Source organism: Nocardiopsis sp. NPDC050513, assembly GCF_044457925.1.
GTDB lineage: Bacteria > Actinomycetota > Actinomycetes > Streptosporangiales > Streptosporangiaceae > Nocardiopsis.
The window spans coordinates 231201-247302 of record NZ_JBITHK010000006.1; the positions used below are offsets into that span (position 1 = coordinate 231201).

The 16102-nt window shown below is 73.5% G+C and carries 13 protein-coding genes; 6 read left to right on the forward strand and 7 right to left on the reverse strand.

Going from position 1 to position 16102, the window contains the following annotated elements; translation table 11 throughout:
- On the forward strand, positions 1–771 hold the full coding sequence (locus tag ACIBFB_RS13285) for a TetR/AcrR family transcriptional regulator (RefSeq protein WP_397229630.1): 771 nt from the start codon (positions 1–3) through the stop codon (positions 769–771).
- A 379-nt stretch (positions 772–1150) separates the two neighbouring features.
- Positions 1151–1711 carry a hypothetical protein gene (locus ACIBFB_RS13290; protein ID WP_397229632.1) on the forward strand — a complete coding sequence of 187 codons (561 nt, stop codon included), beginning with the start codon at positions 1151–1153 and terminating at the stop codon, positions 1709–1711.
- Positions 1712–1782: 71 nt separating this feature from the next.
- Here the strand turns inward: ACIBFB_RS13290 and eda are convergent, their stop codons facing one another.
- The 3 genes from eda to zwf all read right to left on the reverse strand — a co-directional run bounded on the left by eda (position 1783) and on the right by zwf (position 5788).
- Positions 1783–2421 (reverse strand): bifunctional 4-hydroxy-2-oxoglutarate aldolase/2-dehydro-3-deoxy-phosphogluconate aldolase, encoded by a 639-nt coding sequence (gene eda, locus ACIBFB_RS13295; RefSeq protein WP_397229634.1) that lies wholly within the window; start codon positions 2419–2421, stop codon positions 1783–1785.
- Positions 2422–2489: 68 nt separating this feature from the next.
- Positions 2490–4310, reverse strand: coding sequence for a phosphogluconate dehydratase (gene edd / locus ACIBFB_RS13300; protein WP_397229636.1), 1821 nt, complete (start codon positions 4308–4310; stop codon positions 2490–2492).
- Positions 4307–5788 carry a glucose-6-phosphate dehydrogenase gene (zwf, locus tag ACIBFB_RS13305; RefSeq protein WP_397229638.1) on the reverse strand — a complete coding sequence of 494 codons (1482 nt, stop codon included), beginning with the start codon at positions 5786–5788 and terminating at the stop codon, positions 4307–4309. Before zwf ends, edd begins: the two co-directional genes overlap by 4 nt.
- A gap of 212 nt (positions 5789–6000) precedes the next feature.
- Here zwf and ACIBFB_RS13310 point away from each other — a divergent pair, with 212 nt between their 5' ends.
- The 3 genes from ACIBFB_RS13310 (at position 6001) to ACIBFB_RS13320 (ending at position 9874) form a co-directional block, all read left to right on the forward strand.
- Positions 6001–7188, forward strand: coding sequence for an ROK family protein (locus ACIBFB_RS13310; RefSeq protein WP_397229640.1), 1188 nt, complete (start codon positions 6001–6003; stop codon positions 7186–7188).
- 340 nt (positions 7189–7528) lie between these two features.
- Positions 7529–8191, forward strand: a complete 663-nt coding sequence (locus ACIBFB_RS13315; protein WP_397229642.1) for a hypothetical protein — start codon at positions 7529–7531, stop codon at positions 8189–8191.
- Between the two features lie 441 nt (positions 8192–8632).
- The gene (locus ACIBFB_RS13320; RefSeq protein WP_397229644.1) at positions 8633–9874 is read left to right on the forward strand and encodes an LCP family protein; all 1242 of its coding nucleotides are present in this window, start codon (positions 8633–8635) and stop codon (positions 9872–9874) included.
- A gap of 395 nt (positions 9875–10269) precedes the next feature.
- Here the strand turns inward: ACIBFB_RS13320 and ACIBFB_RS13325 are convergent, their stop codons facing one another.
- A complete protein-coding gene (locus ACIBFB_RS13325) occupies positions 10270–11208 on the reverse strand; it encodes a hypothetical protein (RefSeq protein ID WP_397229646.1) in 939 nt (312 codons plus the stop codon).
- Between the two features lie 362 nt (positions 11209–11570).
- Complete coding sequence (locus ACIBFB_RS13330; RefSeq protein ID WP_397229648.1) at positions 11571–12491, reverse strand: hypothetical protein; 921 nt, start codon at positions 12489–12491, stop codon at positions 11571–11573.
- A 327-nt stretch (positions 12492–12818) separates the two neighbouring features.
- Here ACIBFB_RS13330 and ACIBFB_RS13335 point away from each other — a divergent pair, with 327 nt between their 5' ends.
- Complete coding sequence (locus ACIBFB_RS13335; RefSeq protein WP_397229649.1) at positions 12819–14564, forward strand: GAF domain-containing protein; 1746 nt, start codon at positions 12819–12821, stop codon at positions 14562–14564.
- Between the two features lie 46 nt (positions 14565–14610).
- Here ACIBFB_RS13335 and ACIBFB_RS13340 read toward each other — a convergent pair whose 3' ends face one another.
- Together ACIBFB_RS13340 and ACIBFB_RS13345 are read right to left on the reverse strand one after the other, a co-directional pair.
- Entirely contained in the window at positions 14611–14970 is a 360-nt protein-coding gene (locus ACIBFB_RS13340; RefSeq protein ID WP_397229651.1) for a VOC family protein, read from the reverse strand.
- Between the two features lie 374 nt (positions 14971–15344).
- Entirely contained in the window at positions 15345–16016 is a 672-nt protein-coding gene (locus tag ACIBFB_RS13345; protein ID WP_397229653.1) for a response regulator, read from the reverse strand.
- Positions 16017–16102: the final 86 nt, after the last annotated feature.

A 16102-nucleotide genomic window follows, 5' to 3' on the forward strand; every position in this document is an offset into this window, starting at 1 on the left:
ATGTCCACCCAGTACAGCAAGAGCGGCGATCCCGCGCGCAGCCTCGCCCTGCTGTGGCGAACCACGGAACCCACCAGCCGCAGACGCACGCCGGATCTGAGCGTGGACCGGATCGTGGCCGCGGCCACCGACATGACCGACGCCGAGGGCATCGGCGCGCTGTCCATGCGCAGGGTCGCCGAACGGCTGGGCGTGGGCACGATGTCCCTGTACACCTACGTCCCGGGCAAGGGCGAACTGGTCGACCTCATGCTCGACTCCGCCTACGCGGGCATGTACCCGGACGGCCTGCCCGGCCACTGGAGGGACGGGCTGCGCGCGGTCGCGCACGCCAACCGCCGCCTGTACCTGGACCACCCGTGGATGCTGCAGGTCACCAGCGCGCGGCTGCTCGGCCCGGGCCTCATCGCCAAGTACGAGGTCGAACTCTCGGCCGTGGACGGCATCGGCCTGACCGACGTCGAGATGGACTCCACGGTCAGCCTGGTCACCGGCTACGTCGAGGGGACCGTCCGGCGCACCGTCGAGGTCACCCGGCTCGAACGGGAATCCGGTCTGACCGACGGCCAGTGGTGGGCGGTCCACGGCCCTCTCCTGGGGAACCTGGTCGACGAGGAGCGGTTCCCCCTGGCGAGCAGGGTGGGCTCCGCGGCGGGTCAGGAGCACCGGTCGGCGTACGCGCCGGAGCACGAGTTCGTGTTCGGCCTGGAACGCGTCCTCGACGGGATCCAGACGCTGGTGGACTCCCGCGCCGGGGAGGACGGCGCCTGACCGGCGCGCCGGACCGGCGGGGCTCCCGCGATCACCGTGGCGCGCGGAACCGGGAAGGGCCGACGACCGTCCCATCTCCACGGCGGGTGGACCTCCCCGCCCCGCCCGAAGCGTCCCACCCGCTCCGCGGCGCCACAGACCAGGACCGGTAAGGCTGACACGCATGCACCACCACGGCGCCCCTCCGCCGGGCCAGGGCCCCGACCCGCGCCACCGGAACGGACCCGCTCCAGGACCACCCCCTCAGCCTCCCCACGGCCCACCGCCAGGCCACCCGGGACACCCCCCGCACCACCAGGGCCACCCGGGACAGCGGCCCGCGCCCCGGGCGAAGTCGTCGGGCGGCGCCCTCAGGTGGCTCGGCATCGGCTGCGCGGGCGTGTTCCTGCTCGCCCTCGTCGGCGGCGGCGCCGGTGCCGCCTACGTCCTGGGCTGGTTCGGCCCCGAGGACGTCCACGCCGCGCCCCCGCCGGCCCCCTGCGACCTCTTCGACGCCGACGCCGCGGGCGAGATCGCCGGGAACGGCCCGAACCTGGAGGTCTTCGACGCGGAGTACGACTACGTGTTCGACGCCCGGGGGCTCGAATGCGTCGCCCACCCCGGTGCGGAGGCCGCGTCCGGCCACGAGGTGCGCATGCGCAGCCTCGTCTTCGCCAGCGAGACGATCGGGATCCGGAGGGAGAGCGGCGCGGAGCGCGCCACCTCCTACTTCTACGGCACCCGGCCCGCCTGGACCGGGGATCCGCTGACCTGTGCGAACGGAAGACAGCCCCTCAGCGGGACGGACGGCGGCCTCGCACGCGCCCAGTACCGCCTGGACAACCTCGTCCTGGAGGTCGAGGTCCACCCCGCGGACGCGGACGTCGAGGAGGCGCTCGACGAGCCCGGACGCGTCCAGGCGGCCGTCGACCTGGTCTGCGACGCCGTCGACGACGTCTGACCCGCCCCGCCGGACGTCCGGCGGGGCGCCCGGTCCGCGGCGCGCACCGCGGACCGGGCCTCCTGCCCGCGTCAGCCGCGCAGGGCCGCGGCCTCCCGCGCCAGGGCGGTGATCTCGTCCCACTTGCCGGCCGCCACCAGGTCCGCCGGGGTCAGCCAGCTGCCGCCCACGCACCCCACGTTCGGCAGGGCCAGGTAGGTCGGCGCAGAGGCGGGCGTGATGCCCCCGGTCGGGCAGAAGCGCACCTGCGGCAGGGGCCCGCCCAGCGACTTCAGGAACGGAGCCCCGCCCGCCGCCTCCGCCGGGAAGAACTTCAGCTCCGAGACACCGCGCTCCAGCAGCGTCATCGCCTCGGACACGGTGCCCACGCCGGGCAGGAACGGCAGCCCGGTGTCGGTCATCGCGGCTACCAGGTCGGGCGTGCACCCGGGGCTGACGAGGAACGCCGCGCCCGCCCGGGCCGCCGCGTCCGCCTGCTCCGCGCCGACCACGGTGCCCGCGCCCACGACGGCCTCGGGCACCTCGGCGGCGATCCGCTCGATCGCGGCCAGCGCGGCCGGGGTCCGCAGGGTCACCTCGATGCCGGGCAGCCCGCCGGCCACCAGCGCGCGGGCCAGCGGCACCGCGACCTCGGCGTCCGAGACCACGACCACCGGCATCACCGGGGCCAGGTCGAGCACGTCCGCTCCCGAGCGGGGGATCGTCGTCATCTGTCGTCTCCAGGGTCGATTCGTCGGGTTCGCGGCGCCGCGGGCACCGCACCGGTGGCGCGCAGGGGTCAGACGCCGAAGACGCCCGCTCCCGCCTCGGCGGGGCCGACCGCACCGCGCAGGGCGGCGAACAGCTCGCGGCCGGTCCCGGCGGACGAGTCCACCGTCGGCTGGGCGGCCTCACGACCGCTCAGGTCGGCCAGCACCTCCAGTGTGCCCGCCACGGCGTCGAGCCGGATGACGTCGCCGTCGCGCACGTACGCCAGCGCGCCGCCCGCCTCGGCCTCCGGCGAGACGTGGATGGCGGCGGGCACCTTGCCGGAGGCGCCCGACATCCGCCCGTCCGTCACCAGCGCCACCTTCTGGCCCCGGTCCTGGAGCACCGCCAGCGGCGGGGTCAGCTTGTGCAGCTCCGGCATGCCGTTGGCGCGCGGGCCCTGGAACCGGACCACGGCCACGAAGTCACCGGTCAGCTCACCGGCGGAGAACGCCGCCTGGAGCTCGGCCTGGTCGCCGAAGACCCGCGCCGGGGCCTCGACGACGTGCCGCTCCGGCGCGACCGCCGACACCTTGATCACCGCGCGGCCCAGGTTGCCCGAGAGCATGCGCAGTCCGCCGTCGGCGGCGAACGGCTCCTCGACGCCGCGCAGGACGGTCGTGTCCGCGCTCTCCTTGGGACCCTCACCCCAGGTCAGGACGGTCCCCTCCAGCTGGGGGGACTGCCGGTAGCGGCCGAGGCCCGGCCCCGCCACCGTGCGCACGTCCTTGTGCAGCAGGCCGCCGTCGAGCAGCTGTCCGATCAGGTAGGCCATCCCGCCCACCTCGTGGAACCGGTTCACGTCGGCGGCGCCGTTGGGGTACATGCGGGTGAGCAGCGGCACGACCTCGGACAGCGCCGCGAAGTCGTCCCACGTCAGCTGGATCCCGGCGGCGCGCGCGATGGCCACCAGGTGCAGGGTGTGGTTGGTGGAACCGCCCGTGGCGAGCAGCGCGACGACGGCGTTGACGATCGCCCGCTCGTCGATCTGCTCACCGACCGGGGTGTAGTCGTCCCCGAGGGCGGTGTGCGCCAGGACCCGGCGCCCGGCCTCGGCGGTCAGCGCCTCGCGCAGCGGCGTGCCCGGCTGCTCGAAGCTGGCGCCCGGCAGGTGCAGGCCCATGACCTCCATGAGCATCTGGTTGGAGTTCGCGGTCCCGTAGAACGTGCAGGTCCCGGGCGCGTGGTAGGCGGCGGACTCGGCCTGGAGCAGTTCCGTGCGGCCGACCTTGCCCTCGGCGAACTTCTGCCGGACGCGCGCCTTCTCCTTGTTCGGCAGGCCCGACGGCATCGGCCCGGCGGGCACGAAGGCCACGGGCAGGTGGCCGAAGGACAGCGCTCCGATGAGCAGGCCCGGCACGATCTTGTCGCACACGCCCAGCATCAGGGCGGCGTCGAACATCTCGTGCGAGAGCGCGACTGCGGTGGCCATCGCGATGACGTCCCGGCTGAACAGGGACAGCTCCATGCCCGGGCGCCCCTGGGTGACGCCGTCGCACATGGCGGGCACCCCGCCCGCGAACTGGGCGACGCCGCCCGCCTCGGACACGGCGGCCTTGATGATCGCCGGGTAGGCCTCCAGCGGCTGGTGCGCGGAGAGCATGTCGTTGTACGCGGAGACGATCGCGACGTTGGGCGTGACGTCGCCGGCGAGCGCGAGCTTGTCGGACACGCCGCAGGCCGCGAAGCCGTGCGCCAGGTTCGCGCAGCCCAGGGCCGTGCGGGAGGGGCCCTCCTGGGCCGCGGCGGCGATCCTGGCCAGGTACGCGGACCGGGTCTTCGCGCTGCGCTCCGCCAGTCGCGCGGTGACGTCGGCGACGACGGGATGGACTTCGGGGGTGTGCGCGGTCATCGGGGCTGCTCCTCTTCGTACCACGTCCGGCCGGTGCGGCCGATGAGCCGTTGCGCGCCCGCGGGGCCGGCGCTTCCGGCTGGATAGGTCTCGGGGGTGGTGCTCTGGCCGTTCCAGGCCTCGATGATGGGATCCACCCAGCGCCACGCGGCCTCGACCTCGTCGCGCCGCATGAACAGGGTGGAGTCCCCCGCCAACACGTCCATCAGCAACCGCTCGTAGGCTTCGGGCGAGCGGGTGGCGAAGGTGTTGGCGAAGCTCAGTTCCAGCGGGACCGGGCGCAGTCGCAGCGCTCCGGCGCCGGGCGTCTTGGCCAGCATCGTCAGGTGGATGCCCTCGTCCGGCTGGAGCCGGATGACGAGGCTGCCCGCGCCGGACAGTGTGTTGGTCCCGGGGAAGATCGTGTGCGGGACCTCGCGGAAGCGGATCACGATCTCCGAGCGGTTGTGCGCCAGGCGCTTGCCGGTACGGAGGTAGAAGGGGACGCCCGCCCACCGCCAGTTCGCGATCTCGGCGCGCAGGGCGACGAAGGTCTCGGCGCTGCTGGCGGGCGCGCCGCCCGGCTCGTCCAGGTAGCCCGGGACCTGCGAGCCCTGGACGGTTCCGGCGACGTACTGGCCGCGCACCGCGTCCTCGGCCACGCGCTCGCCGGTCAGCGGGCGCAGGGACTGGAGGACCTTGAGCTTCTCGTCGCGGACGGCCTCGCGGTCGTAGGTGGCCGGGGGCTCCATGGCGGTCAGGCACAGCAGCTGGAGCAGGTGGTTCTGGACCATGTCCCGCATGGCGCCGGAGGTGTCGTAGTACCCGCGGCGCCCGCCGACGCCGACGGTCTCGGCGGCGGTGATCTGGACGTGGTCGATCCAGCGGGAGTTCCACAGGGGTTCGAGGAAGACGTTGGCGAACCGCAGGACGAGCAGGTTCTGCACCGTCTCCTTCCCCAGGTAGTGGTCGATCCGGTAGGTCTGCGACTCGTCGAAGACCGCGCCGACGGCGTCGTTCACCTCCTGGGAGGAGGCGAGGTCGCGGCCGAGGGGCTTCTCCATCACGACGCGTGAACTCGGGGTGGCCAGACCGGCCGCGTCGAGGCCCTGGCAGATGGAGCCGGAGATCATCGGCGGGACGGCGAGGTAGAAGACGCGGTCGCGGTCGTTCCCCAGGGTGTCGACCAGGTCGGACCAGCCGGAGGGGTCGCCGCCGACGTCGACCGTCACGTGGGACAGGCGGCTGAGGAAGCGCGCGAGCACGTCGGGCTCGGCGACCTGGACCGCGTGGTGTCCGCGCACCGCCGCGGCGGCCTTGTCGCGCAGGTCGGCGTCGGTCAGCCCGTCGCGGGAGACGGCGACCACGCGTGTCGCCCCGTCCAGGTGTCCGTCGCGGTCCAACAGGTAGAGGGAGGGCAGGAGTTTGCGCATGGAGAGGTCGCCGGTGCCCCCGAAGACCACGAGGTCGGTCGGTCTGGGCGCGGACTGCTGCGACATGTCGGGCTGCTCCGTCGAAAGAGGAGGTCGGGAAGCGGGGCGCGCGCTGCGGGACGCGCGGGGGTGAACCCCGGTGGACCGCGTGACCGGTTCCCCCGGCACTTCCGACCTTAAGCCCGACTATGGTAAAAAACCAAGCACACTTCAGAACACTTCTTTACATAACCTCCCATCCATCCTGTCGCCACCGGGACGTAATGATTCAATGAGGCATGGCTAGAACCCCCGGACGCTTGTCCTCGACGGCCACCAGCGGCCACATCCTGGAGATGATCCGCACCGGCACGGCCACCAGCCGGTCGGAGATCGCACGCGCCACCGGCCTCTCCCGCCCCACGGTCGCCCTGCGCGTCACCGAGCTGATCGAGAGCGGACTGGTCGTCGAGGGGACGGGAGCCGTCTCCAGCGGGGGCCGACCGCCCACGCTCCTGGAGTTCAACGCCGCCAGCGGCCTCATCCTCACCAGTGCCCTGGGCATGGCCCGGAGCCAGGCCGCCGTGTGCGACCTGGACGGCCGGATCCTCGTCCGCACGCCGGGCTCCCCCGACATGGAGCAGGGACCGGAGGTCACGGTGCCCTGGCTGCTCGACACCTGGACCGAGCAGATCGCCTCCCTCGGCCGCGACCCCTCCGACGTCCGCGGCACGGGCATCGGCCTGCCCGGCACGGTCGAGTTCCAGGCGGGCCGCGCCGAGGACCGCCCCGCGCTCGGCAAGTGGGCGGGTGTCCCGCTCGCACCGCTCGTCGCCGAACGCTTCCCCGTGCCCGTCACGGTGGACAACGACGTGAACGTCATGGCCCTCGGCGAGCACATCGCGGGCGGGCACGGCCCCGCCGACGACATGATCTTCGTGAAGGTCTCCACCGGCATCGGCGCGGGACTGCTGTCCGGCGGCCACATGCTGCGCGGCGCCCTGGGCGCCGCCGGGGAGATCGGACACATCCCCGTCCGCGACGGCGGCGGACTCCCCTGCCGCTGCGGCAACACCGACTGCCTGGAGGCGGTCGCGGGCGGTCGGCGGCTGTTGGAGTGCGCCGCGGCGCGCGGTCGGCGCCTGAACGGGCTCAAGGAGCTGGTGGCCCTGGCGCAGGAGGGCGACCCGGTCGCGGTCACCCTCGTGCGGGACGCCGGCCGACGGCTCGGCGAGGCGCTCGCCGGAGCGGTCAACCTGCTCAACCCCGAGGTCATCGTGTTGGGCGGCGACCTGTCCGAGGCCTACGACCACCTCGTCGCGGGCGTGCGCGAGATCGTCTTCCAGCAGTGCACCGCCCTGGCCACCCGCCAGCTGCGCGTGGTGCCGAGCGCGCTGTGGGACGACGCGGGCGTGCGCGGGTGCGCCGCGATGGTGACCGAGGAGATCCTGTCGCCCGAGGCGGTGAACAAACTCCTGGCCGGATGAGCGTGCGCGACGCCGCCGCGGGGCCGCTCCGGGCCCGCGCGTCCTCCGTCCACAGCCTGTGGACGGCGAGGTTTGCGGCCCCCGCCCGGCCGGGCAGACCACGGGGGTGAGGGGTCTCCTCCGCCGTCCCCCTCCCATCACCGCAAGCACCGACTCCATTCCGGCGACGCACAGTCCGACCTGCGCCGACGCCCTCCTCTGCGTGTGTCGCGCGCCCGTGGACACTTGACAAGCCCACCCGCCGTGCCGAATAGTCGCCCAGCACCCGGTCCCTCCCGCACACCCCCGTTCACCCCGTGACCGCGCCCCGTGCGGACCCCCGCCCGGAAAGGCCCTCACCGTGTTCAACGACAGCCCAGTCCTGCTCATCCTGTTGGGCGCCGGAATCAGCCTGGTCACCAGCGTCGTCGTGACCGCCGTCCAGGCCCGGCTGATCCGCCGCGACGGGGTCCGCAACGCCTCCCGCTCCTCCGCCCGCAGCCTGACCAGCGCGTTCATCGCCGAGCGGGATACCCAGGACCCCGACCAGAGCTTTCTCGCCGAAGCCGAGCTGACGGTCATGGCCATGACCGACCGCAAGACCCGCGACCGGCTCCGCGACGTCATCCGCCTGCTCCGCGAGCGCGAACTCCCCGAGATCGAGGAGCTCAGCGGCGTCAGGTCGGCGCGCGCCCGGCAGCTGCTGTGCGACCACGCGCTGGAGGTCCTCGGCGCCCACCTGCGCGCCGAGCGCCTGCCCGAGGTCCCCGCCCAGATCCGCAAGATGCTGAGCGTCGAGGAGGAGGCGCTCAGCATCCACGCGGGCGAGACGCCCAAGCCCAGCGAGCCGATCGCCAAGGCCCAGGTCACCGCCCGGCCGCGGCACGGCACCACCGGCAAGTCCTCCTCCCGCAAGACCACCAGGAGCACCGCGAAGAGCGGGACGGGCTCCCGGTCCGCCAAGGGCGGCGGCACGGCCACCGACACGGAGCCCGAGAAGGACAGCGCCTTCTGGGACGACTGACGGTCCCCGCGAAGGCCGCACGCCGCGTCGTTGCGCCGCGACTGTCCGCAGATCGTCGAACACGCGCGTATTCGGCGGGTCGGGCGTGATTATTGCGCCCCAGGATGCGAAAGTCGGTTTCGGCAGCGTCAGTGGACGATCACTCAGCGAAGGAATTGTGCGGCGCAATTGTGGTCAGTGACCCCGCGCGCGGACAACCGGAACGCGCGACCGACGGCGTCTTCGCCTAGGATCACTGGCACGCGCGGACACACCGGGACCGTTTCCCGGTCCGACCGCCGCCCCGGGACCGTCAGCCCCTCCCCCAGGCCCCTCCCGGACTCCACGGCGACCCGCGCCCGCTCTCCGCGTCCCCTCCGCCTCCCCCAGGACACGGACGTGCGCCCCACCGCGAGCCGGCGGCCATGGCCTGCCGTCGGCCGAACTCACCGAGGTTGCCCGATGCGCGACGACACTTCCTCCGCCGATGCCGGTCCGGAGGCCCCGACCGCCCCGCCGCCCGTGCGCCGCCGATGGCGCCGCGTCCTCCTGTGGACCGCGGCGGGCGTCGCCGTACTGCTGGTCGCGGGGGTGGGGACCGCCTACGGGTACTACAGTTTCCTGCGCTCCGGGATGGTCCAGCACGACCTGGGCGCGGTGCTCGACGAGGAGGACCGCCCGGACCGGCTCAACGACGCGGTCAACATCCTCTTCATGGGCACGGACGGGTACGAGGAGGGCACCACCGCCTACGGGCGGGAGTTCGAGGGGGAGCGCTCCGACGCGCTGATGCTCGCGCACGTCTCCCCCGACAACGACCACGTCTCCGTGATCAGCTTTCCGCGCGACTCGCTCGTCATGCTCCCCGACTGCGCCCCCTACGGACAGACCGAGGGCACCAGCGGCTACTTCGGCATGATCAACGCCGCGATGTTCCACGGCGGCCCGCCGTGCGTCGTCCGCACCGTCGAGTCGCTGACCGACATCCGTGTCGACCACTTCGTGCACCTGAGCTTCATGAGCTTCCGCGACGTGGTGGACGCCATCGGCGGCGTCGAGATGTGCATCCCCGAGCCGATGCGCGACGAGCGCTCCGGGCTGGACCTGGAGGCGGGGCAGCAGGTCCTCGACGGCGACGACGCGCTGTCCTTCGTGCGGGCGCGGTACGAGATCGGCAACGGCGGCGACATCGGCCGCATCGACCGCCAGCAGATGTTCCTCGGCGCGCTCGCCGAGCAGGTGAGTCGGCGTGATGTCCTCACCAGCCCCTCCCGCCTCAACGGTCTCCTGAGCGCGGTGGCCGACAACAGCGCCACCGACCAGGACCTCACCCTCGACCGCATGCTCTCCATCGCGGTCACGCTCGCCGACGTCGAACTGTCCGACATCGAGTTCCACACCGTGCCCTGGTACCAGGCGCCCTACGACCCCAACCGGATCCTGTGGGACGAGGTCCGTGCCGCCGAACTGTTCACCGCCGTGCGCGAGGACCGGTCGCTGCCCGCCCACCTGGCCGCCGACGAGGCCGGAGCCCCCCGCGAACCCGTCGAGTCCGCCGCCCCCTCCGCGGACCCGGAGTCCGGCGTCTCCGGCGCGGGTGCCATCGAGGAGGGCGCACCGTCCACCGCGCCCTTCGGCGGCCGTGACGCGACCGCCGACCCGTGCGTGGACGGCCTGGGCTTCGGCACCGGCCAGGCGAGCTGACCCCGCAGACGCCCCCCGGCAGTGGCCGAGGAGGACCGGGGACCCTCCGAGGACGTGCCCAGAAGCGCTGAGACGTCCCGAGAGTCGTGCGGAGGCGCCGAGGCGCCCGGGGACGTGACCGTCCTGTCGGGACGTCCCGAGGACGTCCTGACAGGCCCTCCGTCTCCGCCGTCCGGGGACCCCTCCCAGAGGCCCCCGGACACGGACGACGACGCGGCCCCGGACTGGATCGTCCGGGGCCGCGCTGGCCTCGGGCGGCGGGAACACGCGGTCTCCGCCGGTCCGCGCCGGGAACCCCCACAGTTCTTACCGGCGCCGTCATCGGCGGACGGGTTCCGCTCACCGCCCGAGGCCCTGTGCGCCCGCCACGACCGGCGGGCGCACGTTCTCGGGGGTCAGACCAGGCCGCCGCCGACCAGGTCGGTCACCTGGCCGGGGTCGACCTGGGGCTCACCCACGGTGGGCATCCCCTCGACGGCGACCAGGTCGCCGCCGACCGCGTCCATGGGCACCAGGCCGGTCAGGGCGGAGGCGTCGGGGGCCGCCATGGGCAGGACCCCGGTGGGCTCGGGCAGCCCGGCCGCCGGAAGCAGGGTGGTGGCGCCGCCGGTCAGGTCGGAGTTCTCCCCCGGGTCCAGCGAGACGGGGGTGTCCGCGGCGGCCATCGGCAGGACGTCGCCGACCTCGGCGGGCGCCTCACCGACGGAGGCGGGCACGTCCTCGACCGTCCCGGGAACCCCGCCGACGGCCGCCTGCGCGTCGCCGACCACGGCCGGGACGTCCTCCACCGAGCCGGGCGCCTCGGGCGCGGCGACGGGGTGCGCCAGCGGCAGGGTGCCGCCCCCGCCGTTCACACCGCCCAGCAGATCGCTGACCGGGTCGCCCGCGGACCCGCCCAGCAGACCGCCCAGCAGATCGCTGACCGGGTCACCCGCGGCCACGGCCTGGTGGTCGACCGCGTGCGCCAGGGGCATGGCGCTCTGCACGCTCCCCAGGTCCAGCGGACCGACGTTCGCGGCGTTGTCCTCGTCGCCGACCGGGGCGTGGACGGGAGCGCCCTCGCCGACGACACCGTCGACGGGGTTCGACTGGTGGTCGATCTCGGGGGTCGCCGAGACCGTGCCCGGCTCGACCTTGACGAGGTCCCCGAAGGGAGAGGTGACACCCTCGGTCAACTGCGCGGGAACCTGGCTGCCCAGGTCGCCCAGGGGGAGGCCGTCGGTGACACCGCCGAGGGTGTCGGCCCCCGCGATCCCCGCCCCGAGGGCGACGAAACCCGCGGTGCTGGCGGCCATCAGCGCGGTCCTGGCGGTGGTGCGCGCGGTCTTGAACATGGGATTCCTTCCGGAACTACGTAGGAGTACGGCTCTGTGTGTCGGGGCGGCGGAACGGGTGTCGGGCCCCGCTGCCCCACGGTCCGGCCCCCTGGCCGGGGGGACGCGTTCCGCGTGCTGCGATCATGCGGTCCGGGGAGCCTGTCGCGCCTGGAGGGAGCGGCGGTGCTCGGCCGGTCGGCAGTCCTTGGTCTGGCTGACCACTGACTGACGTGAACCTCGCCGTCGAGGTGCGCGGCTCACGTCAACCCCCAGAGACGTCCGGACGGTGCCCCGCGGCGGTGGCCGACGGGTGTCCCGGGTCTGGGCGGGAGATGCCAGGAAGGGAAGGGTCGCTCAGCGACCGGAGGGAGAGCGCCGCGCTAGTCGGGCGAGAAGGTCGGCTCGTCGGCGGCGTCGGCGGGTGCCGAGCGCAGGACGTGCCAGGCGGCCTGGAGCAGACCGGGAGAGGGGGCGGGGGCCGTCGTGGCGGGCAGGAAGCCCGCGACGCCGGTGCCGCCGACCGCGCCACCGGGCGCGGAGGACGAGGACGACGAGGTGACGGCCGACCGGGTGGAGTCGACGACGGCGCGGTGCCGCTCGCCCTTCCCGTCGGCGTCGTCCCGGACATCGTCCGCGGTGTCGGACGCGTGGGCGTCGCCGCCGTCCACCGGGTGCCGGTGGGCGTGGGCGACGGACTCGGGCAGGACGGCGACGTCCGCCTCAGGAGCCTCCTCGTCCGCGCCGGTCGGCTCGTCGGAGTCGTCCCGCTCCGCCTCGGCGGCGGGACCGTGAACGTGCTCGGGTTCCCCGTGGCGGATCGTCTCGCGGACCCGATCGGCCACGTCAGCGCCCTCGGCGACGGGCGTGGCGACGGTGTCGGAGGCTGCCCGGACCGCGTGCGAGGTCCGTTCGCCCACACCGGCCACGGTACCGTTCAGGGGCTGCCGGTCCAGGGCGGTCGCGACAGGGGAGACGGCCGGGGCGTCGCCGCCACCGCTCTCACCGCCGCGGTCCCGCGCGACGCCGTGGTCGGCCTGCCCGTGCTCCGGTGCGCCCGCCACGGCGGTCCGGTTCTGGGCAGCGGCGCCGGGACCGCGGGTCTGCTCCACCTGCCCGAGCAGGTCCTCCCCGGAGGGGCGCTCGGTCACCTGGGCCGCGTGGACGGGGGAGGCCGACGCCAACCAGACGGTGACCAGGATCCCGGCGACGAGGGCGGCCAACAGCAGCGCCCGCCGGACCGGTGCGGAGGCCATGACGACACGGGCGCCGGTGGCGCTCGCGAAGCCGTGGATTCCAGACACCGGGGGTTCCTTCCGCCGAGGAGATCGTCCGACGCGTGTGGGGTGGTCGGTTCCAAGGGGTACGACACCGGAGGTCAGCGCGCTCCGGGCCGTGCGGTGCGGGGCCTGACGAGACCCTCCTGCCAACCGCTGATCGCGACGTTAGCATGAATTGCGCGGCCGACACCCGGATTCCCCAGGAATTCCCACGCACCGGAGCCCGCGTCAGCCCCGCACAGCTGTGGCGCACCGGGGTAAAACCAACGACAATTCGACCATTGCACCCGAAGAAAGCGCGCAATTGCCTACAGAGTCCCCCGACCTGGCTCTGCGGAGGTTGACCACCACATGACAGAGATCCCCCAGAGCCCTCCGCCGTCCCCCGCCCACCTGGACGACCTGCTCACGGAGGTGCGCACGCGCCTCGACCCGGGCCTGTCGCCCCAGGGCCGGATACGGTCCCTCCTGCGGGCGGTGCTGGCCATCGGGGGCGACCTGGACCTGGCCGCGGTGCTCCGCCGCCTCACCGAGGCCGCGGCGGAACTGGTCGGCGCCCGGTACGCCGGTCTGGGCGTCATCGACGAGGACGGCACGTTCACGGAGTTCGTCGCGGTGGGCATGACCCGGGACCAGGCCGAGCGGATCTCCCGGTCCCCCCACGGCCGGGGCGTGCTGGCCACACCCCTGACCGACGGAGCACCGCTGCGCATGACCGACCTGCGCGACCACCCCGACTTCGCGGGCTTCCCCGACGGCCACCCGATGATGTCCAGCTTCCTCGGCGTCCCCGTCCAGGTGCGCGACGAGGTGTTCGGCAACCTGTTCCTGACGGAGAAGGCAGGCGGCGGCGCGTTCGACGAGGAGGACGAGACGGTCGTCAAGGCGCTCGCGACCGCCGCGGGCGTGGCGATCGAGAACGCGCGCCTGTACGAGGAGACGCGGCTGCGCGAGCGGTGGCTGGCCGCCTCGACCGAGATCACCACGCGACTGCTGTCGGGGGCCGACTCCGGAGACGTCCTCGCCCGCATGGCTGCTCAGGCGAGGGAGATCGGCGACGCCGACGTCGCGGTGGTCCTGCTCCCCGACCCCCGGGCCCGGGGACACCTGTTCGCCGAGATCGCGGACGGCGCCGTCGCCCAGGAAGTGCTGGGGACCCCGGTCGAGATCGAGGGCAGCGCGTGCGGCGAGGTGTACGAGAGCGGCGAACCGGCGAGCATCCCGGACCTGACCCGGTCGGACTGCCCGATGCTCGCCCACCACGGTTACGGGCCGGGGCTGGTGGTGCCGCTGGGGACCCCGGGCAACACGCGCGGTGTCCTCCTGCTCGGCAAGCTCGACGACCGGTCGCCGTTCGGCCCGACCATACGGCGCATGCTCCACGGCTTCTCGGTGCAGGCCGGGGTGGCCCTGGAACTGGCCGAGGCACGGGGCGACAACGAACGCCTGGTCGTCCTGGAGGAGCGGGACCGCATCGCCAAGGACCTGCACGACGTGGTGATCCAGCGGTTGTTCGCGTCCGCGATGACCCTGATGAGCACGCTGCGGCTGATCGACTCGTCGGAGGCCGGGGAGCGGGTCCAGCGCACGATCGACGACCTCGACTCCACCATCCGTGAGATCCGCTCGACCATCTTCGCGCTGCAGAACCCGCCGAGCCGCGAGGACACCTCGCTGCGCGGCCGCATCCTGCGGCTGGCGGAGAACTCGGCGCACACCCTGGGCTGCCACCCGGGGGTGAGTCTGGACGGCCCGATCGACGCGTCCGTGCCCGACGAGGTCGGCGAACAGCTGCTCGCGGTCCTCGGCGAGGGGCTGAGCAACGTGGCCCGGCACGCGCGTGCCAGCGAGGTGCACGTGTCCGTGGTCGTGGAGGAGTCGGCGACCACCGGACGGCCCACCACACTGACCCTGACGGTGACCGACAACGGCGTCGGGCTGCCCGCGCGGGGCCGCCGCAGCGGCCTGCGCAACCTGGACGAACGCGCGCAGGCGCTGGGCGGCGGGTTCACGGCGGCCCGGGGCGCGTCCGCGGGCACCGTGCTCACGTGGAAGGTGCCCGTACCCGATACGGACAGGTCCCTGGACGACTACTGACCGGGGCGGGAGCGCCTCCCCCGCCCCGGCGGGAACGCCGCCCCGGTCACCGGGCCAGGGGGACCACCAGGCAGAACTCGTGTCCCTCGGGGTCGCGCAGCACCTGGAACGATCCCTCGTCGTCGGTGACCACGCCGCCCACCCGGCTGGCGCCCCGCCCGACGACGGCCTCGGTGGCGGCGGGGAGGTCGTGGACGCGGACGTCGAGGTGGATGCGGCCAGGCCCGGTCCTGGGTCGGGGGTCCGGCTGGAACGAGATCCTCGGACGGCCCCCGGTCCCCTCGACGAACGCCCAGCCGTCGCCGCGCGCCACCGGCTCACCCCCGAGCACGAAGGCCCAGAACCGGGCGAGGGCGGCGGGATCGGCGGCGTTCACGACCCACTGGTCGACGGTTCCCACGGGCATCTGTCGACGTCCTCCCCGGGGTGGGCCCCGACGGTCCCCACAGCCTCTCGGCCGTGGGCCCGGTACGCCTCGCGGCGTCCGCTGGTTCCTGTTTCGCTGACCGGCGCCCCATCGCCCGACGACGACGCGTACGGCACAAGGACACGTGCGCACTGTGCGGGTCGGGGCCGATGCACCCGCGGACCGAAGGACGGAGCACTCCCCGACAAGACTAGGGCGTGTTCCGTGGATGCTGCCCGTCGCGAGCGGCGTCTCCAGTGCGGCTGTCGCAAGGCCGAAGAAGGAGTCAGGGTGGGGTCCTGTCGACTGATGAGAACGCAGCGAGAGTTGTGCTGGGGCGTCGCGCAGCAGGGTACGCGTCCGCGGAACACGCCCTAGTAGCGCCTTCCCCGGAGCTCGGCGACGAGGACGGCCGCCTGGGTACGGCGCTTGAGGTCGAGCTTGGACAGCAGCGCGGAGACGTAGTTCTTGACGGTCTTCTCCGCGAGGTAGAGGCGCTCCCCGATCTGCCGGTTGGTCAGGCCCTCGCCGATGAGGTCGAGGATCTGGCGCTCCTGCGGGGTCAGCTCGGCCAGGGGGTCGGGTTCGGTCTGGGATCCGCGCAGGCGTTCGAGCATCGCGCCCGTGCTGCCCGAGTCCAGCAGCGACCCGCCCGAGGCGACCGTGCGCACGGCCCCGACGAGGTCCGCGCCGTGGATCTGCTTGAGCACGTAGCCCGCGGCGCCCGCCATGACCGCGTCGTAGAGCGCGTCCTCGTCGGCGAACGAGGTGAGCATGAGACAGGCGATCTCCGGGTGGTCGGACCGTATCTCCCTGCACACCTGCACGCCCGACCCCCCGGGCAGCCGCACGTCCAGGACGGCGACGTCCGGCAGCACCACCGGGATCCGGGAGAGCGCCTGCTCCGCGGTCCCCGCCTCGCCGACCACGGTCATGTCGTCCTCGGTCTCCAGGAGCGCCGCCACGCCGCGGCGGACCACCTCGTGGTCGTCCACGAGGAAGACCCTGATCCGCTCCCGAGCGCCCTCGGTTCCGCCGCCCGTCATCCGCCCATCCCCATCCTGCGTCTCGCGGGTCAGACACCACTCCGCCCTAGACCGTAGCGCCTGCCGGTGTCGACGCACGGGTCCTA